The sequence below is a fragment of the Streptacidiphilus sp. ASG 303 genome (assembly GCF_020991365.1).
GTDB lineage: Bacteria > Actinomycetota > Actinomycetes > Streptomycetales > Streptomycetaceae > Peterkaempfera.
This window is the reverse complement of record NZ_JAJLRA010000004.1, coordinates 236347-260798: the sequence shown is the minus strand read 5'-3', so window position 1 is coordinate 260798 and position 24452 is coordinate 236347. Positions and strand designations below refer to the sequence as shown.

The 24452-nt window shown below is 76.4% G+C and carries 19 protein-coding genes and 3 tRNA genes; 9 read left to right on the top strand and 13 right to left on the bottom strand.

Annotation, left to right across the window (positions count from 1 at the left end; genetic code table 11):
* The first annotated feature begins 102 nt into the window (after positions 1-102).
* Positions 103-744 (top strand): uridine kinase, encoded by a 642-nt coding sequence (locus LO771_RS08025; protein WP_230649269.1) that lies wholly within the window; start codon positions 103-105, stop codon positions 742-744.
* A gap of 138 nt (positions 745-882) precedes the next feature.
* Here the strand turns inward: LO771_RS08025 and mscL are convergent, their stop codons facing one another.
* Positions 883-1320, bottom strand: a complete 438-nt coding sequence (gene mscL, locus LO771_RS08020) for a large conductance mechanosensitive channel protein MscL (protein WP_230649268.1) — start codon at positions 1318-1320, stop codon at positions 883-885.
* A gap of 264 nt (positions 1321-1584) precedes the next feature.
* Here mscL and LO771_RS08015 point away from each other — a divergent pair, with 264 nt between their 5' ends.
* A complete protein-coding gene (locus LO771_RS08015) occupies positions 1585-2007 on the top strand; it encodes a globin domain-containing protein (protein WP_230649267.1) in 423 nt (140 codons plus the stop codon).
* 11 nt (positions 2008-2018) lie between these two features.
* On the top strand, positions 2019-3218 hold the full coding sequence (locus LO771_RS08010) for a globin domain-containing protein (protein ID WP_230649266.1): 1200 nt from the start codon (positions 2019-2021) through the stop codon (positions 3216-3218).
* Positions 3219-3261: 43 nt separating this feature from the next.
* Here LO771_RS08010 and LO771_RS08005 read toward each other — a convergent pair.
* The 3 genes from LO771_RS08005 to LO771_RS07995 form a co-directional block, all read right to left on the bottom strand.
* Positions 3262-3334: transfer RNA gene (locus LO771_RS08005), tRNA-Arg, on the bottom strand.
* 260 nt (positions 3335-3594) lie between these two features.
* A tRNA-Arg gene (locus LO771_RS08000) sits at positions 3595-3667 on the bottom strand.
* Positions 3668-3879: 212 nt separating this feature from the next.
* A tRNA-Ser gene (locus tag LO771_RS07995) sits at positions 3880-3970 on the bottom strand.
* 219 nt (positions 3971-4189) lie between these two features.
* On the opposite strand from LO771_RS07995, the gene LO771_RS07990 reads away from it, so the two are divergent.
* Complete coding sequence (locus LO771_RS07990; RefSeq protein ID WP_230649265.1) at positions 4190-7783, top strand: PAS domain-containing protein; 3594 nt, start codon at positions 4190-4192, stop codon at positions 7781-7783.
* A gap of 79 nt (positions 7784-7862) precedes the next feature.
* Here LO771_RS07990 and LO771_RS07985 read toward each other — a convergent pair whose 3' ends face one another.
* On the bottom strand, positions 7863-9518 hold the full coding sequence (locus tag LO771_RS07985) for a long-chain fatty acid--CoA ligase (protein WP_230649264.1): 1656 nt from the start codon (positions 9516-9518) through the stop codon (positions 7863-7865).
* A 299-nt stretch (positions 9519-9817) separates the two neighbouring features.
* Positions 9818-10642, bottom strand: a complete 825-nt coding sequence (locus LO771_RS07980) for a DUF1906 domain-containing protein (RefSeq protein ID WP_230649263.1) — start codon at positions 10640-10642, stop codon at positions 9818-9820.
* A 94-nt stretch (positions 10643-10736) separates the two neighbouring features.
* Here LO771_RS07980 and LO771_RS07975 point away from each other — a divergent pair, with 94 nt between their 5' ends.
* On the top strand, positions 10737-11813 hold the full coding sequence (locus LO771_RS07975; RefSeq protein WP_230649262.1) for a DMT family transporter: 1077 nt from the start codon (positions 10737-10739) through the stop codon (positions 11811-11813).
* Between the two features lie 155 nt (positions 11814-11968).
* Here LO771_RS07975 and LO771_RS07970 read toward each other — a convergent pair whose 3' ends face one another.
* The gene (locus LO771_RS07970; protein WP_230649261.1) at positions 11969-12292 is read right to left on the bottom strand and encodes a hypothetical protein; all 324 of its coding nucleotides are present in this window, start codon (positions 12290-12292) and stop codon (positions 11969-11971) included.
* Between the two features lie 242 nt (positions 12293-12534).
* Positions 12535-14067: an MFS transporter gene (locus LO771_RS07965; RefSeq protein WP_374228095.1), complete on the bottom strand. Its 1533-nt coding sequence runs from the start codon at positions 14065-14067 to the stop codon at positions 12535-12537.
* Positions 14068-14168: 101 nt separating this feature from the next.
* On the opposite strand from LO771_RS07965, the gene LO771_RS07960 reads away from it, so the two are divergent.
* Positions 14169-15059, top strand: a complete 891-nt coding sequence (locus LO771_RS07960) for a helix-turn-helix transcriptional regulator (protein WP_230649260.1) — start codon at positions 14169-14171, stop codon at positions 15057-15059.
* A gap of 96 nt (positions 15060-15155) precedes the next feature.
* Here LO771_RS07960 and LO771_RS07955 read toward each other — a convergent pair whose 3' ends face one another.
* The 3 genes from LO771_RS07955 to LO771_RS07945 all read right to left on the bottom strand — a co-directional run bounded on the left by LO771_RS07955 (position 15156) and on the right by LO771_RS07945 (position 20773).
* Positions 15156-15326: a DUF5670 family protein gene (locus LO771_RS07955; protein WP_230649259.1), complete on the bottom strand. Its 171-nt coding sequence runs from the start codon at positions 15324-15326 to the stop codon at positions 15156-15158.
* A gap of 115 nt (positions 15327-15441) precedes the next feature.
* Positions 15442-16701, bottom strand: a complete 1260-nt coding sequence (locus tag LO771_RS07950) for a cytochrome P450 (protein WP_230649258.1) — start codon at positions 16699-16701, stop codon at positions 15442-15444.
* 175 nt (positions 16702-16876) lie between these two features.
* Complete coding sequence (locus LO771_RS07945; protein ID WP_230649257.1) at positions 16877-20773, bottom strand: SpoIIE family protein phosphatase; 3897 nt, start codon at positions 20771-20773, stop codon at positions 16877-16879.
* 373 nt (positions 20774-21146) lie between these two features.
* Here LO771_RS07945 and LO771_RS07940 point away from each other — a divergent pair, with 373 nt between their 5' ends.
* The 3 genes from LO771_RS07940 to LO771_RS07930 all read left to right on the top strand — a co-directional run bounded on the left by LO771_RS07940 (position 21147) and on the right by LO771_RS07930 (position 23412).
* A complete protein-coding gene (locus tag LO771_RS07940) occupies positions 21147-21638 on the top strand; it encodes a hypothetical protein (protein WP_230649256.1) in 492 nt (163 codons plus the stop codon).
* Positions 21639-21970: 332 nt separating this feature from the next.
* Positions 21971-22336, top strand: coding sequence for a PH domain-containing protein (locus tag LO771_RS07935; RefSeq protein WP_230649255.1), 366 nt, complete (start codon positions 21971-21973; stop codon positions 22334-22336).
* Between the two features lie 518 nt (positions 22337-22854).
* Positions 22855-23412 carry a hypothetical protein gene (locus tag LO771_RS07930; RefSeq protein WP_230649254.1) on the top strand — a complete coding sequence of 186 codons (558 nt, stop codon included), beginning with the start codon at positions 22855-22857 and terminating at the stop codon, positions 23410-23412.
* 191 nt (positions 23413-23603) lie between these two features.
* Here the strand turns inward: LO771_RS07930 and LO771_RS07925 are convergent, their stop codons facing one another.
* Together LO771_RS07925 and LO771_RS07920 are read right to left on the bottom strand one after the other, a co-directional pair.
* Positions 23604-23942, bottom strand: coding sequence for a type II toxin-antitoxin system PemK/MazF family toxin (locus LO771_RS07925; protein WP_230649253.1), 339 nt, complete (start codon positions 23940-23942; stop codon positions 23604-23606).
* Complete coding sequence (locus tag LO771_RS07920) at positions 23936-24340, bottom strand: hypothetical protein (RefSeq protein WP_230649252.1); 405 nt, start codon at positions 24338-24340, stop codon at positions 23936-23938. The genes LO771_RS07925 and LO771_RS07920 overlap by 7 nt, the downstream gene beginning before the upstream one ends.
* Positions 24341-24452 lie beyond the last annotated feature (112 nt).

The following is a 24452-nucleotide window of genomic DNA, read 5'->3' as shown; positions in this document are numbered from 1 at the left end:
GGGACGCTCTCCGCACCGGACGGGGCCGCACACGGGCCCGCCGGATAAGGCCGGACACGGCCGGACACGGCCGCACACGGCCGGACGGGGCAGGATGGGGGCGTGACGCCCTCCACCGTGCGCCCCATCACCCCCGAGCGGCTCGCCGGCGAACTGGCGGACCGCATCACCGCCCTGCCGGGCACGCCCTGGCTGCGGGTCGCCGTGGACGGCGCCCCCGCGGCAGGGCCCGGAGCCCTCGCCGACGCCCTCTGCGCGCCGCTGCGCCTGCGCGGCCGGCCCGTGCTGCGGGTGTCCGCCGGGGACTTCCTGCGGCCCGCCTCGCTCCGGCTGGAGTACGGGCACCAGGACCCGGACTCCTACTACGACGGCTGGCTGGACTCCGGCGGGCTGCTGCGCGAGGTGCTCGCCCCGCTGGACCCGGGCGGCAGCGGCCGGGTGCTGCCCTCGCTGCGGGACGCCGCCTCGGACCGGTCCACCCGGGCCCCGTACGCGGACCTGCCCCCCGGCGGGGTGCTCCTGCTCGACGGGTACCTGCTGCTGGGGCGGTGGCTGCCGTTCGAGCTGACCGTGCACCTGGCGCTCACCCCCGGCGCGCTCTCCCGGCGCACGCCGCCGGAGGACCGCTGGACGCTCCCGGCGTACGCCCGCTACGAGGAGGAGGTCGGGCCGGCCGAGGCCGCCGACGTCGTCGTGCGCGCCGACGACCCGCGGCACCCCGCGCTGGTGGAGCGGCCGGGCTGACCCGCGCCGGTCCGCACCGCCGGGCCCCGCACGCGGACCGGCCCGCACCGGCGGGGCCGGTGCGGGCCGGGACGGCACGCGCGTGCGGGCGCACGGGCGCAGGTGCGGGCGCGGGCCCGGGGCCCCGCGCCGCCCGGGTCAGACCCTGGTGTGCGCCTGCTCGGGGAACGGCCGCTGGCCGAGCTCGGCCGTGCAGAAGGCGCAGCGGGTGGCGGCGGCCGGGATGGAGCTCAGGCACTTCGGGCACTCGGCCTTGGGCGCCTCGATGTCCTTGCGGGGCAGGAAGCGGTCGCTGAGCTTGGCGAACGGCAGCACCACCAGGAAGTAGATCACCGCCGCGATCAGCACGAAGCTGATCAGCGCGTTGAGGAAGGCGCCGAAGGGGAACCGGGTGCCGGCGACCGTGAAGTACTTCTTGCTGTAGTCGCCCACCGTGCCGGTGGCCAGGCCCATCAGCGGGGTGAGGAACGCGGTGACGAAGCCGTTGACGACGGCGGTGAAGGCCGCGCCGATGACGATGCCGACCGCGAGGTCGACGACGTTGCCGCGTAGCAGGAAGCTGCGGAAGCCCTTCACGTGGCTGCTCCATTCATGGGGGGACGGGTCGTGGGAGGACGGGGTGCGTCTGCCCGGAGCGCTCCCGGGCAGGCACGGGCCCCGGGGCATCCTTGCGGATCCGGGCGCCGGGGCGAAGCCGGACGGAGGGCCGCCCTCCGCTTCGTCCGCCCTTCAACCTGTGACCTGTAAACGACTGTCCGGAATTGACCGTACAGAGCGCTTTCTGACTCTTCATCTGCACAATCTGTTCGCAGAGTCACGGCATCGATACAGTCAGGCCCCGTGACAGTGAACCCCGATCTCATCAAGAGAAGCTTTTCGGCCGTCCAGCCCCACGGGACGGAGGTGACCGCCTGGTTCTACGACCACCTCTTCGCCCGCCACCCCGAGGTCCGCGGGCTCTTCGCCGAGCACCTGGGGCAGCAGCAGGACCGGCTGTGGGCGGCCCTCGGCGCGCTCGTGGCGAACCTGGAGGACCCCGCGGCCCTGACCCGGATCCTGGAGAACCTCGGCCGCCGGCACGCCTCCTACGGCGCCCTCCCCGAGCACTACCCGGCCGTCGGCGCCAGCCTGCTGGCCACCCTGGAGCACTTCGCGGGCGACACCTGGACCCCCGAGACCGCCGCCTCCTGGGCCGCCGTCTACGGGGTGGTCAGCAGCACCATGACCGGCGCCGCCGCGGGCGAACCGACCCCGGCCGCCTGAGGCGACCGCCCGTGGCCTTCGACCCCGCGGTCCTCCGCGACAGCTTCGCCGTCGTGGAGCGCCGTGCCGACCACGTGGCCAAGTACTTCTACGCCCACCTGTTCACCCACAACCCGGGCGTCCGCGCGCTCTTCCCCGAGGACATGGGGGAGCAGCGCGACCGGCTCTTCGGCGCGCTCACCCACCTGGTGCTGCGGCTGGAGGACCCCGGCCGGCTGACCGCCTACCTCGGCGCCCTCGGCCGCGACCACCGCAAGTTCGAGGCGCTGGAGGAGCACTACCCGGCAGTCGGCGCCAGCCTCGTGGCCGCCCTGCGCCACTTCTCCGGCCACTCCTGGACCGCCGAGGTCGAGAAGGCCTGGTGCGAGGCGTACGCGGTGATCTCGCAGGCGATGACCGACGCCGCCCGCGCGGTGCCGGCCGACGAGCCCGCCTGGTGGAACGCCCGCATCACCGGCCGGCGCAGGGCCGCCCCGGACGTCGCCGTGCTCACCCTCGCCCCCGACCGGCCGTACCCGTTCACCGCGGGCCAGTACCTCAGCGTGTGCAGCGCCCGGGCGTCCCGGGTCTGGCGGCCGTACTCGGTCGCGAACGCGCCCCGCGCCGACGGCACCCTGGACATCCACGTGCGCCGGATCCCCGGCGGGCTGCTCAGCGGGGTGCTGGTGGACCTCGCGGTCCCCGGGGAGTGGCTGCGCCTGGGCCCGCCGATGGGCGGCGCCGTCCTCGACCCGGCCTCCCGCCGGCCGCTGCTGGCGGTCTGCGGCGGTACGGGGTGGGCGCAGACCGGGGCGCTGCTGGAGCAGGCGGCGGCCGCCCCGCGCCCGGCGGTGGCCTTCGTCGGCGCCCGCAGCGACGCCGACCACTACGACCTGGAACGGATCCGGGCCCTGGTCGGCCGCCACCCGTGGCTGGAGGTCGTCCTCGCCGCACCGGAGGACGGCGGCAGCCGGGAGGACGCGGCGCGGCTGCTGCGCGCGGGGCTGGCGGAGCGCGGCGGCTGGGAGGGGTACGACGTGCACCTGAGCGGGCCGCCCGGCATGGGGGACTCGCTGGCGGCGCTGCTGCGCTCCTGCGGGGCCGAGCCGGAGCGGATCCGGTACGACCCGGTGCCCGCGCCGCAGGAGGGCCGGCCGCTGACCCCCTCGGACTGGTTCCTCATGCAGCGGGACGTCCCCTGGATCAACGGCACCGAGCTGGGAGGCGCATGACGCAGAGGGCCCCGGGCTGGTGCCCGGGGCCCTCTGCGTGCTGTGCGCTCGGCAGGATTCGAACCTGCAACCTTTTGATCCGTAGTCAAATGCTCTATCCGTTGAGCTACGAGCGCCCTCAGTCGGCCTGCGGCCTCCTGCGGTGGTGCGGGGACAACACTACCCGATCCGGGAGGCGGTTCCGACCAGGCACGCCCGGCACGCGGGGCGGGCCGCCCGGATTCCGGTGCGGAGGACCCCGGGACGGGGCCGGCGGGCTCCCGGTGCGGCGCCCCCGGACGCCGCGCGGGGCCCGGGCCCGGGGGCGGGCACCCCGCGTGGGCACCCCCACGACGCAGAGGGCCCCGGGCTGGTGCCCGGGGCCCTCTGCGTGCTGTGCGCTCGGCAGGATTCGAACCTGCAACCTTTTGATCCGTAGTCAAATGCTCTATCCGTTGAGCTACGAGCGCCCTCAGTCGGCCTGCGGCCTCCTGCGGTGGTGCGGGGACAACATTACATGACCTCCGCGCCGGGACGAAATCGGATATCCGCGCCCGGCCGGGCGCCGCCGGCGGCCCTCCGTTCGCTCACGGCGAACAGGGGCGGCGGCGGCCGGCGGGGTCCGCCGGGCCGGGAGACGGAGAAGCCCCGCCGACCGTGTCGGCGGGGCTGTCCCGGAGTGCGGAGGCTCGGGGATTTGAACCCCGGATGGGCTTTAAGGCCCAAACCGCATTAGCAGTGCGGCGCCATAGACCAGACTAGGCGAAGCCTCCCTGCGCGGGTCCGCGTCACGACGAGCGACGCGCACCACGTGCCTGGATGGTGCCACAGCCTACCCGGCCGCGGCCAACCGCCGCCAACGTTACTAGGCGGGTCGTCGGAACCGCAAAAACAATGCGATAGTGCTGGGTGGCACAGCCCGGGGGAGCGGGGGAGCGGTGGAAGGGACACCGCGGCACAGCACGAGTTCAGCCAGAGGAGGACCCCTCGACGTGAGCAGCAGGCCGACCCGAGGCGCTGCTCGCCTCGCAGCGATACTCGACGCCCTTCCGGACGCGCTGCTCCTCGTGAACAGCAACGGCACGGTCGTGGACGCGAACACCGCTGCCGTGGAGAGCCTCCAGGCGCCGGGCACCTCACTGGTCGGGATGGGCGTGCTCGCGCTGCTCCCCGACCTGGACCCCAGCCGCATCCCCGGATCCATGCGCCCCTCCCAGGGCGGCCCGCAGGGGCTGGACCGCCCCGTCCGGATGACCGCGCACCGCACCGACGGCACCAGCCTCCAGGTCGAGGTCTCCTCCAACGACTTCGAGGACGAGGGCTCGCAGTACTCCCTCTCCCCCCTCGTCCCCTACGACCCGTTCCGCGGCGGCTCCTCCGGCTGGGCCGCCCCCGGGTACGGGACCTCCGACGGCGGCGCCCGCGAGCTGCTGCTGATCATGGTCCGCGACCTGACGGACCGGCTCGGCGTCGAGGCGGAGCTGCGGCGCCAGCACAAGCAGACCGAGATGATCCTGCGCGCCGCCGCCGAGGGCATCGTCGGCGTCGACCTCGACGGCCGCGTGGTCCTGGTGAACCCCGCCGCCGCCCACATCCTCGGCTTCCGGGCGAGCGAGCTGGGCGGCCGCGAACTGCAGCCGCTCGTCCAGCACTCCAGGGCGGACGGCACCCCGGTGGCCGCCGACGAGTCCCCGCTGAACGACACCCTGGCCTCCGGCCGCAAGCACCGGGTGCGCGGCACCGTGCTGTGGCGCAAGGACGGCCGGCCGGTGACCGTGGACCTCACCACCGCGCCCGTGCGCGACGGCGAGCAGCTCGTCGGCGCCGTGATGACCTTCACCGACCGGACGAGGGAGCTGGCGCTGGCCGCCCGCGGCCGCCACCTGACGGCGGTGCTGGAGGAGGAGCTGCGCGGCTCGCTGGACCAGCTGCGCCGCCGCATCGACGGCCTGGCCGGCGACCCGGCGGGCCAGCTGTGGCCGGAGGCCAACTGGACGCTGCGGCGCCTCGCCGACGAGTGCGCCCGCTTCTCCCGGCTGGTCGACGGCGTGCTGTCGTACCAGCGCTTCGAGGCCGCCGCGGAGGCCGGCAAGGACGCCCTGGACCGCAGGCCGGTGAGCCTGGAGAAGGTCGTGCAGCGGTCCGTGGACGCGGCCGGGGAGCTCGTGGGGGCCGACCGGGTGCGGATCTCGGTGCACGCGGCGCCCGTGGAGGTGGTCGCGGACTCCGCCCGCCTCGCCCAGGCCCTGGCCCACCTGGTCGCCGACGTCAGCGGGGTCACCCTGTCGCTGGACGCCGCCGAGGACGCGGCGCGCGCCGCGGCCGTCCCCTACGGGGGCGCGCCGGCGCTGCCGCCGGTGGGCGGCGACGCGCCCGTGGTGGTCGTGGCGGCCGCGCAGCGCGGGGACGTGGCCCGGATCGAGGTGCGCGGCCCCGGCGACGGCGGGAGCCCGGTGCACCTGCCGATAGCCCGCGGCATGGTGGAGCGGCACGGCGGCGTGCTGCAGCCGCACCGGCTGCCGGACGGCAAGGGCACCACGTACGTCGTGGAGCTGCCCCTGGACCCGGCCGCCGCGCGGGCCGCGGCGGAGCGGGCCGGGGCGGCCGGGCGCCGCGACGCGCCCAAGGAGACGGACACCGCCGTCCTGCCGGAGCTGCCCGAGGGCATCCCCGCGGCGCGCGGGCCGCAGGACGGTCCCCGAGACGGCGCAGCGGACGGCGGACGGGGCGCGGAGGCCGCACGGGCGGCGGACCGCGGCCCGGGCGACGGCCCGACCGGCGGCCCGGGCGGCCCGCAGGCCTCCCGGGGGCCGATAGCCCTCGGCCCCGGCTCCCCCGCCGGGGAGCCGGAGGAGCACGACGGCCCCCGGCCGCCCCGGCAGCGGACCGCCGAGGACGGGCCCCGGCCGGACCGGTCCGGCGACGGGCGGCGCAGGCGCGCGCTCCCGGCCGCCGAGGGCGCCGAGTCCTACCCGGGCGACCCCTCGCGGGGCGCCCGGACCCCTGCGGCCGACCCCCGGGGCGGCACCCCGCCCCAGGACACCGCGTCCGCGCCGCCGCAGGCCGGCGGCGGGCCCGCGGGCGCGGCGGACGGCGGCGCACCGTACGGCCCCGAGCACGGCGGCGCCGCACCGCACGGCGGCCCCCACGGCCTCCCGGCGCAGGCCACCCCGCCGCACGGGCTCCCCCTGCCCGCGGCCCCCCTCTACCCCGGCCTGGAGAACGCCCTGCCCGCCGCCCCGGCCGTACCGGCGCAGGCCTCCGCGCCCCCGCCCACCGGCCGCCGCCGGCGGCTGGCGGTGCCCCCGGGCGACGACGCCCGGCCCGGGGAGCAGGCCGGCCCGGCCGCACCGGACCAGGGGGCGCCCGCCGCGCCGCAGGCGCCCCTCCCCCAGCCGGCGCTCCCACCCGCCCCCGCGCAGCCCGTCGGCGGCCCGGCGGCGCTGGAGCCCGCCCGACCGGCGCCCGGGGATCCCTTCGTCACCGGCTCCGGCTTCCTGCCGGCGCCCTTCCCCCCGGGGCCGTTCGCCCCGGGCGCGGCCGGTCCGGCGGTGCTGCCGGTGACCGCGATCCGGACCGACGGCGTCGCGGCCGGCCCCGTACGGGAACTGGCGCCCCGCGCCGCGGACCGGCCCGCCGACGGCCCCCTGGCGCTGGCGGCGGCCCCGGCGGCCGCGCCCGCCCCGCCGCAGCCCATCGCGGTGCCGCCGCTCACCGGGACCGACGACACGGACGGCGCCGGACTGCCCTCGCCGGACGGCGCCGGTGCGCACGGCGCCCCGGGTGCGCACGGTGCCCCCGGCACCGTCGGGACCGGGCCGGACGACCCGGCCCAGGCCCCGGGCGCCGCGCCGTCGCCGGACGACGGCCCGCGCCGGCTGCTGGTGTGGCCGGAGCCGGAGCCGTCCACCAAGCAGGCGCTCAAGGACCGCGGCTACCGCCCGGTGATCGTCCGCTCCCGGGAGGAGGTGGACGCGCAGGCCGGGGCCCGCCCGGCGGCGCTCTTCGTCGACCCGCTGACCGGTCCGATCACCCGCACCGCCCTGCAGTCGCTGCGCACCGCCGCCGTCAACGCGCAGGTGCCGGTGCTGGTGACGGCGGGTCTGGGGCAGGCCACCCGGGAGGCCGCGTACGGCGCGGACCCGGCGGTGCTGCTGCGGGCGCTGTCGCCGCGCGACAGCGAGAGCCACGCGCCGCGGGTGCTGCTCGTGGAGGCGGACCCGGACATCGCCACGGCCCTCTCCTCCGGACTGGAGCGGCGCGGCATGCACGTGGAGCACGCGGCGTCGGAGAGCGACGCGGTGTCCCGGGCGAGCAGCGTGCAGCCCAACCTGGTGGTGATGGACCTGCTGCTGGTGCGGCGGCGCCGGGTCGGGATCGTGGACTGGCTGCGGTCCAACGACCGGCTGTACCGGACGCCGCTGGTCGTCTACACCTCGGTGGACATGGACCCGCAGGAGCTCCCGCGGCTGCGGACCGGCGAGACGGTGCTGTTCCTGGCGGAGCGCTCCACCACGCCGGACGTCCAGGGCCGGATCGTCGACCTGCTGGGCAAGATCGGGTCCCCGGCCGGCGAGGTCCACTGACCCCGGAACGGGCACGGGCGCGGCCCCGGAACGGGCACGCGCGGGCGGGCCGGGGCGGCGCCCCGGCCCGCCCGGCGGGTCACTTCCCCAGCAGGGTGACGTCGATCTCGCCGGCGGCGTACTGCCGCCGGATCACCTTCTTGTCGAACTTGCCGACCGACGTCTTCGGCACGGCCTCCACCACCGACCAGCGCTCCGGCAGCTGCCAGGAGGCGACCCGGTCGGCGAGGAAGGCCCGCAGCACCGCGAGGTCGGCGGCGGCGCCGGCCCGCAGGACGACGGTGGCCAGCGGCCGCTCCCCCCACTTCTCGTCGGGCACGGCGACGACGGCGGCCTCGGCGACGTCGGGGTGGGCCATCAGGTGGTTCTCCAGCTCCACCGAGGAGATCCACTCGCCGCCGGACTTGATGACGTCCTTGGCCCGGTCGGTGAGGGTGAGGTAGCCGTCGGGGGTGATGGTGCCGACGTCGCCGGTCCGCAGCCAGCCGTCCTCGCTGAACTTGTCCTCCGGCCGCAGCGGCTCCTGCCCGGCGCCGCCGTAGTAGGCGCCGGCGATCCAGGGGCCGCGGACCTCCAGCTCGCCCGCCGAGACGCCGTCGTGGGGCATCCGGCTGCCGTCCGGGCCGGTGAGCCGGGCCTCGACGGAGGCGGGGAAGCGGCCCTGGGTGGTGCGGTAGCGCCACGCCTGCTCGGGCGTCAGGCCGCCGGGGACGGTGGCGAAGGAGCCCAGCGGCGAGGTCTCGGTCATGCCCCAGGCGTGCACCACGTCGATGCCGTGCCGCTCCTCGAAGGCCCGCATGAGCGAGGGCGGGCAGGCGGAGCCGCCGATGACGACCATCCGCAGCGAGGAGGTGTCGTACGACCCGTGGTCGAGCTCGTCGAGCAGTCCGGTCCAGATGGTGGGGACGGCGGCGCTGACGGTGGGCCGCTCGGCGTCGATCATGCGGGCCAGCGGCTGCGGCTGGAGGAAGCGGTCGGGCATCAGCAGGTTCGTGCCGGACATGAAGGCCGCGTGCGGGATGCCCCAGGCGTTGACGTGGAACATCGGCACGACCGGCAGCGCGGTGTCGCGGGCGGTGAGGGCGAAGGAGTCGCCGGCGATGACCTGGAGGCAGTGCAGGTAGACCGAGCGGTGGCTGTAGGCGACGCCCTTGGGTTCGCCGGTGGTGCCGGAGGTGTAGCAGAGGGCGGCGGCGGAGCGCTCGTCGAGGTCGGGCCAGGGGTAGTCGGCGGGGCGGCCGGCGATGAGCTCCTCGTAGTCGTGGACGGTGCCGGCGAACCCCTCCAGGGGGGCGCGGTCGCCGTCGCCCACGACCACGATGTGCTTCAGGGCGGGTCCGAGCAGCGGCAGGACGGGTCCGAGCAGCGGCAGCAGGCTCGCGTCGACCAGGACCGCGTGGTCGGCGGCGTGGTCGATGATGTACGCGAGCTGGTGGGCGGGGAGCCTCAGGTTGAGGGTGTGGAGGACGGCGCCCATGGCGGGGACGGCCAGGTACGCCTCCAGGTGGCCGGCGTTGTTCCACATCAGGGTGGCGACGCGCTGGTCGCCGGTGACGCCCAGCTCGTCGCGGAGCGCGTGGGCGAGCCGGGCGGCGCGGGCGCCGACCTCGGCGTAGGTGCGGCGGTCGACGCCGGTGCCGTTCCAGGTGGAGACGGTGGAGCTTCCGTGGACGGTCGACCCGTGGACCAGGATCCGGGCGACGGTGAGCGGGACGTCCTGCATGGTGCTGAGCACTCGGGTCCTCCTTGACCGGGCGGCTGCTGCGACCCCCGCTCCCTACCCGCCGGTAGCGGGGGTCGTGGCCCGATTCTGTCCCCGTGGCGGCCGGATGTCAGCAGGCGATTCCGTACTGCAACCCGGCCCGCGCGCCCGGGCCGGCCGCGCCGCCGCCCCGGGCGCCCGGCCCGTCCGCCCACCGGCCGGTCGCCGTCCGCCCGCCACCGGGTCAGCACCCGGCCGGTGCCCGGCCGGTGTCCGGTCAGCGTACGGTCAGCGCCCGGCCGGGATGCCGCCGCCGTCCGGCCGGCGCCCCGTCACCGGCGGACCACCGCCACCGCCGCGTCCACGGAGTTGCGGTCGATGGTGAGGGCGGCGCCGCCGTGGCTCTCCCGGACGTTGCCGCTGTACTGGTGGATGCGGTGGTGCCGCCAGGCGTGGTGCGGGAGGCACCAGGTGCGTCCGGTGCCCCGGTGGCCGTTCCAGTGCGCGAACCAGACGGTGCCGGGCAGCGGTCCGCGGCCGGCCCGGCGGGCGGCGGCAAGGTCGGCGATGCCGGAGGCGGCGCTGCCGTAGAAGCCCGACCGGTAGCGGGCGGCCCTGAGCCCCGTGGTCCAGCCGACGGCGTAGTCGACGACGGCGCGGGTGCAGCGGGCGTCGTTCCGCCGGTAGCTCTCGACGTCGAGGTAGAGCGGGCTGCCGGCCCGCAGGCCGAGGGCGCGGGCGCGGCGGACGGCGTCGGCGGCCTGGGCGCGGCCTTGGGAGCGGGCGCGGCGGGGGTCGATGCGGGCGAGCCGGTGGTGGGGCGAGGTGCGGCAGGGCGGCTGGAGGCCGACGTACACCGGCAGGAGCCGCCAGCCCATGCGGTCGACGGCGCGGACCCAGCCGGCGGTGAGGCGCGGCTGGGCGCAGGCCCGGTTGACGCCGCCGATGTAGATGCCGGCCGCGCGGTACGGGGAGTGGCGGTACCAGCGGCGCATGGCGTCGAGGGAGGGGGCGGAGCAGGAGTCGAAGGCCCGCCCGGTGAAGTAGCGGGCCCGGGCGGCCGCGGCGGCCGGCGGGGCGTCGGCGAGCACGGCGGCGGGCGGGGCGAGCAGGACGAGGGTGGCGGCCAGGACGGCCGCGGGTCGCGGTAGGCGCACGGTCCATCGTTTCCTTTTGAGATGATTTTCCACTTATCGCCACGCCGAGGTAACGAGTTTGCGGCCTCTGCGGTCCTTACGACAGACTGGGCCCATGTCCTCCCCCGCCCCCGAGCGCGTCCTGCCCGGCGTCCCCGCCGAGGCCCTCGTCGTGCCGCCCTCCCCCAAGGGCGAGCCCGCAGGCGAGCGCGGCGGGTGGCGACGAGGCGCCGTCCGCACCGGGGACCCGGGCCCCGCGCCCGGACCGGCCCCCCGCCCCCCGGGGCGGCGGACCCCGACCCTGCTGCGGCGCCTGGACTCGGTCCCGGCGCCGCTTTTCTGCCTCCTCGCCATGGGGACCGTGCAGTCGGGCATCGCGCTCTCCACCCCGCTCTTCGGACCGCTCGGCGTCACCGGCACCACCTTCCTGCGGCTGGTCGTCGCCGCCGCGGTGCTGCTCGCCGCCACCCGGCCCCGGCTGCGCGGCCGGTCCCCGCGCGACCTCGCCTCGGCCGGCCTGCTCGGCGTCGCCTCGGCGGGGATGACCCTGCTCTTCGCCGGGGCGGTGCACCGGCTGCCGATGGGCACCGCCGCCACCATCGAGTTCCTCGGCCCCCTCGCGGTGTCCCTCGCCCTCGCCCGCCGCCTCGGCCACGTGCTGTGGGCGTGCCTGGCCGGCGGCGGCGTGGTGCTGCTCACCGCGGCCGGTGGCCACGGCGCCGGGGGCGGGGGCGGGCACACGGGCCTCGACCCGGCCGGCCTGGCCTGCGCGTTCGGCGCGGCCGCCTGCTACGCCGGGTACATCCTGCTCACCCACCGGGTGGGCGCGGCGTTCCGCGGCTTCGAGGGCCTGGCCGTCTCCATCGCGGTCGGCGCCGTCGTGCTCGCCCCGGTCGGACTGGCCCCGGCCTGGCACGGACTGGTGGCGGACCCGCACCCGTGGGCCCTGCTGCTGCGGGTCGCGGGGGTGGCGATGCTCTTCCCGGTCATCCCCTACGCCCTGGAGATGACCGCCCTGCGGCACCTGCCGCAGCGGGTGTTCAGCGTGGTCGTCAGCCTGGAGCCGGCGGTGAGCGCCGGGGTCGGCGCGGTGGTGCTGGGGCAGCTGGTGGGGCTGCCGCAGGCGCTCGGCATCGCCTGCGTGGTGGCGGCCAGCGCCGGGGCGACCCTGACCGGACGCGGAGCGGGCTGAGCCCTCCGGGGCGGGCCGCCCGGGGCTCGGCCGGGCCCCTGTGCGGCGGCCCGGCGCGACCGCCCGGCGCGCGGAGGCCCGGGGGGCGGCACCGTGGCGGTGCCGCCCCCCCGGGACCGGCGTGCGGTGACCCTTTCCGCCGCCGGAGGCCCCCGTCAGCCGGCGGGCTGCGCGTAGTGGATGTTCAGGTTGTTCTGCGTGGAGTAGAGCTGGCCGGAGTTGCCCCTCACCCCCAGGGTGTTGTCCTGGTTGGAGGCGCCGGAGCCGGTGGCGGTCTGCTGCGCCCAGTCCGTGTTGCCGTCGACCCGGCCGAAGACGTTCCCGCTGCCGGTGGCGGAGACGGCGGAGCCGCTGGAGCCGTCGCCGGCCGGAACGCCGGGGGCCGCCTGGGCGGCGGCCGCCCCGGCGAGGAGCAGGGCCGCCGCCAGGGGCGCGGCCGCGAGGAGGCCGGTCGGGCGGGCGGTCCGGAAACGAGCCATGGTGTCCTCCGGGAGGCTGGAGTCGGATGTGCGGGCTGCGACGCCGGGACCAGCGTTCCGCAACAAATCGACAAAGTTCCAGCACGAACGGTTCATTTAGCCCGTAGGTGTGACATCGCCCCGCCAAACCCCCTCCGGGCCCCCGCCACCCGTCCGGCCGAACCCGGTCGCGGACCGGGCCGCAGCCCGGACCACGGCCCCGGCCGGGCCAGGGACCGCAGCCGGGGCCGCTCCCCGGGGCCTCACCCCACCGTGCGCGGCAGCCGGGTGCTGAGCAGCACGACCGCCGCCGTACCGGCCAGCTGCAGCAGGAGCACCAGCACGACGGCGTCCCGCATCCCCAGCGCGGAGGCCGGCGCGAGCGAGAGGAAGAGCGTGCCCAGCGTCGCCACGCCCAGGGCGAGGCTCGACTGCTGGGTGGTGACGAGCACGCCGCTGCCCACCCCGGCCCGCTCCACCGGCACGTCCGCCAGCACCACCCGGAACAGCGGCGTCATCACCAGGCCCTGCCCCACCCCGGCGAGCGCGGTCCCCGGCAGCAGGTCCAGCGGGCCGAGGTCCGGCCAGCCGCGCAGGAAGGTCGCGGCCAGCACCACCAGTCCGGCGCCCTGCAGCAGCGCGCCGGCCGTGATCGTGCGGCTGCCGTACCGGCCGACCAGCCGCGGGCCGGCCAGCGAGGCGGCGAAGAAGCCCAGCGCCATCGGCACCAGGGCCGCCCCCGCCGCGACCGGGCCGAGCCGCAGTCCCTGCTGGAGCGCCACCGCGACCGTGAACATGAACCCGCCGAAGCCCGTGAAGAACGGCAGCCCCAGCGCCAGCCCGCGCCGCAGCCCCGGCACCGCGAGCAGCGACGGCGGCACCAGCGGCACCCGGCCGGCCCGCTCGCCCCGCCGCTCCACCGCGGCGAACGCGGCAGCGGCGAACGGGAACGCGGCCAGCAGCAGCCAGGTCCACAGCGGCCACCCCAGGGCCCGGCCCTCCGTCAGCGGCACCAGCAGCGCCAGCAGCGAGGCCGCCAGCAGCGCCGTGCCCGCGACGTCCACCCGGGCCGGGTGCGGGGAGCGGCTCTCCGGGACGGCGCGCAGCGCCAGCGCGGCGGCGGCCAGCGCGACCGGGACGTTGACCAGGAAGATCGCCCGCCAGCCGGTGCCGAACAGGTCGGCGGAGACGAGCACCCCGCCCAGGACCTGCCCGACGACCACGGAGATCCCGCCGACCGCGCCGTAGCGGCTCAGGGCGCGGGCCCGGTGGTGCCCGGTGGTGGTGGCCTGGATGGTGGCCAGCACCTGCGGCAGCATCAGCGCGGCCGCGGCGCCCTGGGCGATCCGGGCGGCGACCAGCGTGCCGGCGGTGGGGGCGAGGCCGCAGGCGAGGGAGGTCGCCGCGAAGGCGACGGCCCCGGCGGTGAACAGGCGGCGCCGGCCGAAGGTGTCGCCCAGCCGGCCGCCGAGCACCAGCAGGACCGCGTAGGCGACGCCGTAGCCGGCGACCACCAGCTCCAGCACGGCCGGTCCGGCGGACAGCTCGTGGTCGATGGTGGGCAGGGCGACGTTGACGATGAAGAAGTCGAGCATCGGGAGGAAGGCACCCAGCAGCACGGTGGCCAGCCCCAGCGGGCCCAGTGCGGCCGCGGGGGAAGCGGGGGCCGCGGCGACGGGGGCGGCGACGGTGCGCGGGGCGCCGCCCGGGCGGATCACCCGGGGCAGCACGGTGGCGCGGGAGGGGGGCGCGGCGGTGGCCGCGCGGGCTGCGGTCCGTTCGGTCGTCTCGTTCACGGGACCCACTCTGTGCCACCCTTCAGAGGGGTACCAGAGTGTGGTTATCCAGGTATCACCAGTACCTGGCACAGGGATCGCCTCTGCGCCATGCTGGGACCATGACCACCGCTGCCACCGCCCCGCCGGCCTCCCCGCCGACCGCCGCCCCCGGCGACCGGGTGCGGCGCCGGGAGCTGGCCTCCTTCCTCCGCAGCCGCCGGGAGCGGATCACCCCGGAGCAGGTGGGCCTGCCCTCGGGCGGCCGCCGCCGCACCCCGGGCCTGCGGCGCGAGGAGGTCGCCCAGCTCTCCGCCGTCGGCGTCACCTGGTACACGTGGCTGGAGCAGGCGCGCGACATCCAGGTGTCGGCGCAGGTGCTGGACGCGGTCGCCCGCACCCTGATGCTCGACCCGAACGAGCGGGCCCACCTCTTCCTGCTGGCCGGCACGGTCGACCCCTCCCCGGACCGGACGTGCGCCTACCTCACCCCGGCGCTGCGGGAGATGATCGCCCGGCTGGAGCCGCTGCCCGCCTGCGTGATCAACGGCCGGTACGACATCCTCGCCTACAACCGCACCTACGCCCGGCTCGTGGACGACCTGGACGCGCTGCCCGCAGAGGACCGCAACGGCCTGTGGCTGGCGTTCACCCACCCCGCGTGGCGGCAGGCCATGGTCGACCGGGACGCCGCGCTGGCGTCGATGGTGGCCCGCTACCGGGCGACGATGGCGAACCACGTCGCCGAGCCCGCCTGGAAGGCGCTGGTCAAGCGGCTGCGTGCGGCCTCGCCGGAGTTCGCCGCCGCCTGGGAGCGGCACGAGGTGGCGCAGCCGGACGCCGGCGGCTCCAAGCGCTTCCTCAACCCTCACGTCGGGCTGCTCGCCTTCGACTTCACCCACCTGTGGCTCTCGCCGCGGATGGGCACCCGCCTGATCACCTACACACCGGTGGACGACGCGACCCGCGCCCGCCTGGACCGTCTGCACGCCCTCTCCCTGGAGAGCGGCTGACGCCGCGTCGGCCGACGCGGCGTCATGTCCCCGGGAAGCAGAGGGGCCCCGCCGGTGCGGCGGGGCCCCTGCACGTGCCGGTCGTCCGGTGCGCGGTTACCAGCGGTACCAGCGGCCGCGGCCGCCGCCGGAGCCCGCGCTCCGGAAGACGAAGCCCAGCGCCCAGACGATCAGGACGATGACGGCGATCCACCAGAGCGCCTTGAGGGCGAAACCGGCACCGAAAAGGACCAGAGCAAGCAGCAGAACCAGCAGCAAAGGAATCATTGTGTCCCACCTCCTGGCTCCGCGCTTGCCCCCGGCCGGCACCTTCATGCCTGCTTTCCCGGAAAGCCGCTGACCCCCTGTCGGGGAACGGGCCGCGGCCCCTGCGGAACGCAGGTCAGAAGGTGAACGGGAGCGACCTCACCCGGTGGTCGAAGCTCGACGGCACCAGCACCGGCTCCCCCGCCGCCCGCACCTGCGGCAGCCGGGTCAGCAGCTCGGTGAAGAGCGCCCGCATCTCCTGCCGGGCCAGGTGGGCGCCCAGGCAGAAGTGCGGGCCGCCGCCCCCGAAGCCCAGGTGCGGGTTGGGGCTGCGGGTGATGTCGAAGGCGTCCGGGTCGGCGAAGACCGAGGCGTCGCGGTTGGCGGAGGCGAAGAACAGCACCGCCTTCTCCCCCCTGCGCAGGACGTGGCCGCCGATCTCGTGGTCGTGCGCCAGCGTCCGCCGGAACTGGATGATCGGCGAGGAGTGGCGGACCATCTCCTCCACCGCGCCCCCGATCCGCCCCTCGACGTCCGCCATGAGCAGCTCCCGCTGCTCCGGGTGGCCGGTGAGCAGCCGCAGGCCGTGCGCCATCGCGTTGCGGGTGGTCTCGACGCCCGCCACCAGCAGCAGGGAGAAGAAGGCGCCCAGTTCGCGGGAGTCCAGTCCCCGCCCGTCCACGTCGGCCGTCACCAGCGCGGAGATGAGGTCGTCGGCGGGGCGGCGGCGCCGCTCCCGTCCGACCTCGGCGACCAGCCACTGCATGCGGGCCAGCGCCCGCAGGCCCCGGCCCGGCACCCGCAGCCGGCGGCGGCGCACCCCCGTGTGCTCGGTGGCGTCGTCGACCAGGTCCAGGATGCGGCGGCGCGGCTCCTCGGGGATGCCCATCATCGTGCAGATGACCTCGTAGGGCATGGGTCCGGCGACGGCGGCGACGAAGTCCCCGGGGCCGCGGGCCGCCACGTCGTCGACGATCCGGCGGGCGGTGGCGCGGATGTCCTCCTCGACCCGGGCGACCAGGCGGGGGCTGAAGGCCCGCGACACGACGCGGCGCAGCTGGGCGTGGCGGGGGTCGTCCAGGTTGACCATGGAGTCGCCGAAGAGGGCCCGCACCCAGCGGGCGGGCTCGGGGGTGGTGACGCCCGGTCCGCTGACGAAGGTCCGCGGGCTGCGGCTGGCCGCGACGACGTCGGCGTGCCGCACGAGGGCGTGGAAGCCCCGGCGGGGGCAGAGCGCGGACGCCTCCCGCTCGGTGAAGAAGACCGGGTGGTCCAGGTCCCGCAGCCGGGCGAAGGCCGCGTCCCGCTCGGCGGCGGGGAGCCGCCAGAAGCGCGGGTCGGCGAGGTCGGCGGAGGCCCGCACCGGACGGGCGGCCGCTTCCGTGTGCGCAGTCATGGGGGCGTTATCGGCAGGAGGCGGCGGCCCGTCCAGTCCGCGCGGTCCCGTTCACCCGGTCGGGCCGGTCGGGCCCGCGGGGCCGGTCGGGCCGGGAGGCCGGGTGAACGCGGCGCGGCGCGGCCCGCGGCCGCCGGGTGCGGCGCCCCGGTGCGGCACGCGGCGCCGCACCGGCTCACCCGTGCCCGGGCGGCAGCTCCAGCTCCGCCCACACCACCTTGCCGAGCGGCGTGGTCCGGCTGCCCCACCGGTGCGCCAGTTCGTTGACCAGCCGCATGCCGCGGCCGCCCTCGTCCTCCGCGGAGGCACGCCGCAGCCGGGGCGGCTGGTGCCCGATGTCCGCCACCTCCACGGTGAGGACCCGGTCGCGGATCAGCCGCAGCTGCTTGGGCGCGCCGGCGTGCAGCAGGGCGTTGGTGACCAGCTCGCTGACCAGCAGCTGGGCGAAGTCCGAGAGGGCGTTCAGCCGCCAGTCCTGCAGGACCTGCCGGGTGAAGCGGCGGGCCTCGCTCGCCGTCGTGCGGTCCCGGTCCAGCGGCAGCGTGGCGACCCGGTCGGCGGGGACGGGCGTGGCCCGGGCCATGATGACCGCGACGTCGTCCTCGGTGCCGGTCCGCACCAGGGTCTCGACGACGGCGTCGCAGGTCTCCTCCAGCGTGCCGCGGCGTTCGGCGACGGTCCGGCAGAGCAGGCCGATCCCCTGGTCGATGTCCTCGCCGCGGCGCTCGACCAGGCCGTCGGTGTACAGCACCAGCACGGCGCCCTCGGGCAGGGTGAGGTCCACGCTCTCGAAGACCGCGCCGCCGACGCCGAGCGGCACCCCCGACGGCACGTCCACCGGCCGGCTGCTGCCGTCGGGGCAGGACACCACCGGCGGCAGGTGCCCGGCGCTGGCCACCGTGCAGCTGCGCTCCACCGGGTCGTACACGGCGCAGACGCAGGTCGCGAACTGGCCCTCGCCCATGCCCGAGGTCGTCTCGTCGAGCCGGGTCAGCAGCTGCTCGGGCGGCATGTCCAGCGTGGCGAGGGTGCGGGCGACGGTGCGGATCTGCCCCATGGTGGCGGCGGCCCGGATGCCGTGCCCCATCACGTCGCCCACCACCAGCGCGACCCGCCCGCAGGACAGCGGCACCACGTCGAACCAGTCGCCGCCGACCTCGCTGACCAGGCTGCTCGGCAGGTACCGGTGGGCGATCTCCAGGCCCAGCGTCGGGTGGACCTCCTGCGGCAGCAGGCTGCGCTGCAGGGTCAGCGCGGTGGCGCGCTCGCGCCGGTACAGGCGGGCGTTGTCGACGCAGACCGCGGCGCGGCTCACCAGCTCCTCGGCGAGGGCCACGTCCTCCGGCCCGAAGGGCTCCGAGCCCCGCAGCCGCACGAACTCCGCGCCGCCCAGCACCGCCCCCCGGGCCAGTAGCGGCACCATCAGGTACGAGCGGACCCCGGCCTCCAGCGCGGGCGCCACCCGGTCCGGGGTGGCCACGATGCTCCGCACGTCGTCCTCGGTGACGTCCGCGACCAGCACCGAGCGGCCGGTGCGCAGGCTGCGGGCGTAGAGCTTGGAGGAGCCGAACTCGGAGGTCTCCCCCACGGTGTCGGTCACCGGCGAGGCGCCCGGCCCGCGGGCGCGGCCCACCGCGACGGCGCGCAGCAGCACCGGGCCGTCCTCCGGCACGGTGGACGGCTCCTCCCCGCGCAGCACCGGGTCCAGCAGGTCCACGGTGACCAGGTCGGCGAAGCGCGGCACCGCCAGCTCCACCAGCTCCTCGGCCGTGCGCCGCAGGTCCAGGGTGGTGCCGATGCGGCTGCCGGCCTCGTTGATGAGCGCGAGGCGGGCCTGCGCGGTCTGGGCCTCCTCCAGGGCCTGCTGCCGCTGCCGGGCGGACTCGCGCTGGCTCGTGTAGAGCCGCGCGTTGTCGATGGAGATGGCGGCGCGGGCGGTGATCTCCACGGCCAGCGCCAGGTCCTCGGCGGTGAACGGCTCGGGGGTGTCCCGCAGGCGGACGAACTCGGCCCCGCCCAGCACCAGGCCGCGGGCCCGCATGGGCACCGCCATGTACGAGTGCAGGCCCTCCCGGCGGAAGACCTCCACCCGGGAGGGGACGCTCGCGATGCGCTCCAGGTCCGCGGGGCCCACCTCGGGGACGAGCACCGGGCGGCCCGAGGCGAGGCAGCGGGCGTGGTAGGTGTCGGCGCCCCACCCTTTGGCGGTGCCCGCGGCGTCGATGCCCTCCGCCGTCATCGGCCGGTCCTGCTCCGGGCCGACGGCCAGGGTGCGCAGCCGGACCTGCCAGTCGGGGTCCGGCGCGGCGGGCGGGGCGCCGTGGACCACCGACTCGCGGACGGCCACCGCGGCGGCGTCCGCCAGGCGGGGCACCGCCACGTCCATCAGCTCGCGGGCGGTGCGGCCCATGTCCAGGGTCGTGCCGATCCGGGTGCCGGCCTCGTTGATGAGCAGCAGCCGCTCGCGGGCCGCGTTGGCCTCCTGCAGCGCCCGCTGCCGGGCCTCCGCGGTGCTGTGCTCCCTGGTGTACAGCCACGCGTTGTCGATGGAGACGGCGGCGCGGGCGGCCAACTGGTCGGCGAGGGTGGTGTCCTCGTCCTCGAACGGCTCGCGCTCGCCGTGCCGGGCGTACACCACCAGGCCCAGCACACGGCCGCGCGCCACCAGCGGCGTCGCCCGCACCGACCAGGACGTGCGGTCGACGTACCGGCGCAGCCGGGCGGTGCGGATCTCCGTCAGCGGGTCCCGGGTCGGCCAGGGCACCTCCACGGTGCGGCCCGTGGCCAGGGCCTGCGCGTACGGCGAGCCCGGCGGCACCGGGCAGACCTCGTCGAGCTCCAGGTCCTGCAGCGGGAGGGCGGGGTCCGCCGCGGCGGCGGCGATGCGGCGGACCGGCTCGGACTCCCAGCCGGGCTCCGCCTCCGCCCCGGAGACCCGGTGCTCCAGGACGAACACCGTGCCGACGTCGGCGAGCTGCGGCACCATGGCGGCGGCGAGCTCGCGGGCCGTCTCCCGCAGGTCCAGGGTGGTGCCGACGCTGCCCGTGGCCTCCACCAGCATCGCCAGCCGGTCGCGGGCCCGCGCCGCCCGCGCGTCGGCCTCGAACCGCTCGGTGACGTCGATCAGCGACGAGCAGACGCCGAGGATCCGGCCGGCCGGGTCCTGCAGCCGGAAGTACGACGCCGACCAGGCGTGGTCGCGGTCCGGGTCGCCCGGCGTGCGGCCGTGCGACCGGGCGTCGACCACCGGCCGCCCGGTGTCGAGGACCTCCTGCATCACGGCCTCGATCTCCAGGCCGTTGATGCCCGGCAGCACCTCGCTCAGCCGCCGCCCGAGGTGCCCCTCCTGCGACACGCCGTTCATCCGGGCCAGCGCCTCGTTGACCCGCACGAACCGCAGGTCGGTGTCGTACACCATCAGTCCGATCGGGGCCTGCGCGAAGAACGCGTCGAGGACCGCCAGGTCCTCCTCGACGCGGCGCAGCGAGCGCACGTCGGTGGCCACCGCCAGCACCATCGGCCGGAGGCCCGGGCCGGTCACCGGGTGGGTGCGGAACTCCAGCTCGACCTGGTGCCCGTCGCGGTGCCGCATCGGGAAGGCGCCGGACCAGCTGCTGCCGGACAGGATGCGGGTGAACAGCTCCATGCCGCGTTTCCGCAGGTCCTCGGGGACCAGCAGGTCCAGCGAGAAGCGGCCGACCGCCTCGGCGGGCGGATACCCCAGCAGGGACTCGGCGCCGTCGCTCCAGTGCAGGATGCGGCCGTCGTCGCCGATCAGGGCCGTGGCCAGGGGCACCACCAGCAGGCCGCCCGCCCGCTCGGGGCGCGGCGGCGCGGGCGCCGGGAGGGCCGGGGCGCCCCCGGGGGCCGCCGGGCCGGGCGGGCCGGTCCGTCCGGGCGGGCCGTCGACGGCGGGGGCGGTCCCGGCGGCGTGGACCGGCCCCGCGGCAGGCGGGAGCCCGCCGGCGGCACCAGGGCGGCCGGCGCTGCGGGAGGAGAGGGGCTGGCCTTCGATCTCGGACTGGCCTCCGGTGTCGGGCTGGTCGGCGGTGTCGGACTGGTCTGCGCGCATGGTCGGGAACCACCTGTGGTCCGGCTCCCGCCCATTCTTCACCCCGACGGCCCCGGACGCCTCCCCCGTGACGCTGTTCCGGTGTCCGGCCCGGTGCCCGGCCTGGGGTGCGGCCCGGGGTACGGCCCGGACCGGCGGACACACCGGGCAGAGCGGGCAGCGCGAGAAGCGCCGGAAGCGCGGGAAGCGCCGGTCAGACGGTCGCGGGGGACGGCGATGCCGGGGCGGGACCGTAGCCGGACCGGGAGGATGCCGGGGCCGCGGTACGCCGGGACCGGGGCTGGTGGTTGGATTCCGACGGTGGTCCCACCGGCCGGCCGCACGGAGCGGCGGACGGCGGACGACCGGCCCCGGCCATTCCGCAGAGGACCGCATGGACATCACGGCGACCTTCACCACCACCCCGGCCACGGTCATGGCCTCGTACCGGGCCCTCGGCCGCCGCGGGTACGTGCAGCGGTGGCTGGTCAGCGCCGGCTGCGTGGCGGTCGGCCTGGCCGGCGTCGCGGCGTCCCTGTCGGGCGCCCGGACACCGCCCTGGCCCGGGGCGGTGCTCGCGGCATGGGGCGTGGTGTTCTTCGCTCTGCGCGAGCGCGCGGTACGACGCCGGCTCGCCCCGTACCTGAAGGGCACCCGCGAGGTCACGGTCACCCTGACGGACACCGAGTACCGCACGCAGGGCCCGGACCGCGCGACCTCGCGGACGTGGACGACGTTCCGCAGCGTCTCGCGCGTCGGGGACTTCTGGGTGCTCCGGATGTCCCCCCGGGCGGGCATGGCCCTGCCCGCCGCCGCCCTGGACGCGGACCAGACCCTCGCCTTCACGGCCGCCATGCGGGAGAAGGGCCTGCTCCGCTCCCGCTGACCCGGGGCCGGGAGCGTCCCCCGGTCCCCCGCAGGAAGCCGGGATCCGGGGAGAGCGCCGCCGCGAGACCACGGCACGCCCCGTGGACCGGCCGGCGATGCGACGTGCACGCGGCCCTGCCCGTCCGCCCGGACCTGCCGGTGCCGAGGAGCACCGGGACCGCCGCCGGCCACGGCAGCACCGGAGCCGCCGTTTCCCTGCCGCCGCCTCCCTCCGCCGCCCCCGGCTTCGCACCGCGGGGAGCAGAACGGATGTCGTCGGAGCAGGGACGCCGCGGCGGCGACCGCTGTACGGTCCCATGACCATCCGTCACCGACCTGCGGAGGCCAGCCATGGCACTGTTCGGGAACGCCCATGCCGTCGACCCGGGGGCGGCGCAGGAGGAGTACGCGCGCCTGCTGGGGAAGAACGAGCAGGTGCACGCCGCCTACCTGCTGATACGCGACACGATCCTCTTCACCGACCGCCGGCTCGTCCTGGTCGACAAGCAGGGGATCACCGGCAAGAAGACGGAGTACCACTCGATCCCGTACCGGAGCATCACCCACTTCGCGGTGGAGACCGCCGGCACCTTCGATCTCGACGCCGAGCTGAAGATCTGGGTCTCCGGCACCCAGCTGCCGATTCAGAAGACCTTCACCAAGGGCGTGGACATCTACGAGGTGCAGGCGATCCTGACGGAGTTCGTGGCGATGTAGCCGGCGGGTCCCCACCGTCCGGAGCGGCCGTCCCGCCGCGGCGGTCCCTCTGCTGCCCGCAGGGCGGGAGGCGTGTGCCGAGGGCCTCGTGAGGCGGGACGGTCCACCGGGGACGGGTCGACAGCACCCACGGCTCCGCACTTCGCCACCTGACGGACCACCTGCTCCAGTGGACGCTCCTGCCGGGCGCAGAAGCCTGGCACCTCGGGGCTCAGGCGGCCTCCCGCCAAGTCAGGTGTCGCACCGACACCTCCCTTCCACGGCAGTCCCGTTCATTCCTGCACAGCCGTGGATCCGCCGCGGCTCCACGCGGCTTCGCCCCGCGGGGACGGAGGGATCCGCCACCCGTCTGCACGCGGCCCCGCCGGTTCGGGCGGAGCCTGCCGCACCGCGGACAGATCGGCCCCTACCGGACCCCCGGAGTAACGGCTCGGCCACGAACCACCCGTCCCCATACCGTCGGGCGACACCCGGCTGACACGCTGTCGCCACAAGATCGCCACAACATCGGGGACGCCATGCACAACCCGTACCAGCAGCCGCCCGCCCAGCCCGCCGGTCCGCCCGGACGCAGGGGTCCGAAGATCGCGGCCATCGGCTGCGGCGGCCTCCTCGCGCTGCTCCTCCTCATCGGCGGCATCGGGGCCGCCGCCGGAAGCGGCGGCTCCACGGCGAAGCCCGCCGCGACCGTCACCGCCACCACCACGGCCACGGTCACGGTCACGGCCGAGGCGGCGCCGGCGCCCACCGTCACCGTCACCCGCACCGCCGAAGCCACCGTGACGGCGACCGTGACCGCGAGGGCCGGGACCGCCGGCAGCAGCGCGAAGAGCTCCAGGCCCGCGTCCCACTCCGGCGGCGGCACGGCGACCCACAGCTCGGGAAGCCGCACGAGCGGCGGCGGGAGCGGCTCCGGCGGCGGAGCGGAACGGTGCAGCATCCGCTCCAACGCGGGGAACTGCTACGAGGCGGGGCAGTTCTGCCGGAAGGCCGACCTGGGCAGGACCACCACCGACGCCGCCGGCCGCCGCATCACCTGCGGCATGGTCTCCGGAAGGCCGCACTGGCACTACTGAGCCGCCCTCGCGGGGCGGCAGCGTTCCCCGGCCGCTCCTCGGGCACCGTGGCAGGACCCGTTCCCTGCGGGTCCTGCCACAGTGAACGAGCCCGATCAGCAGTGGTGAGGCCGTCCGCACCGCCGCCGGAGGAGAAGGACCGGGCCGAGCCTCCGGAAGACCACACGAAAGGGCCGGCGCGGTCGGCCGGATCAGGCGCGCAGCCCCAGGACCATGCGCACGCTGTCCTCGATACGGGCCATCTCGGCGGCCTGCACCCGGCCCATGCACCTGCGCAATCGGGGCTTGTCGAGGGTGTGGATGCTGGTGCAGTCGGCGTAGGACTCGTGGTACTTCACCAGGCCGCTGCCCGCGTCCAGGGCGACTCTGGTCTCCTCGGGGCCCTCCGTGCCCGTGACCAGGACGACGGTGACCGCCGACAGCGGCCGGGCGATGCGGTTGGCGGTCAGGACGACGACCGGGTGGACACCGGCGACGGGGACCGCCGCCAGCCACACCTCTCCGCGCAGGGGCGTCCTGGGGCCTACCACCGGCCCTCGGCAATGCCCCGCTCGATCTCTGCGTCGGCTGCCGCCAGCTCCTCCTCGGTCGCCGGAGCCACGCCTTCGGGAAGCGGGGCGGGCCCGTCACCGTAGTGGTCGCCGATGTTCTGCGCCGCACGGATCTCGTCGGCCTCGATCGCCAGACGGCGCACCGCCTCCCGCAGGACGTCGGACGTGCTGTCCAGCCCGAAGACCTCGCGGATCTCCTCCAGCCTGTCCGCGTCGCCGGGCTGGAGGCGCATCTGGGCGAGGACGGGCTTCCTTGCGGACCTGCCGCCCTTGCCCGTGGGGCCGGAGGCGCGGCTTCCCCGCATGGGCTTGTCCAGGGCGGCACCCCGGGTCCGCCCGGGCTTCTCCGAGGGTGCGGTCGCGTCTCTGGCTGCCATGTCCGGCCCTCTCCCCATCTGGTGCGGCACGACGGTGCACGACGGAGGACGCCATCGCGTATGACAAATGTATGACAGTGGCGTTCGTGTGTCGACGGCGTTCCGGAAGGCC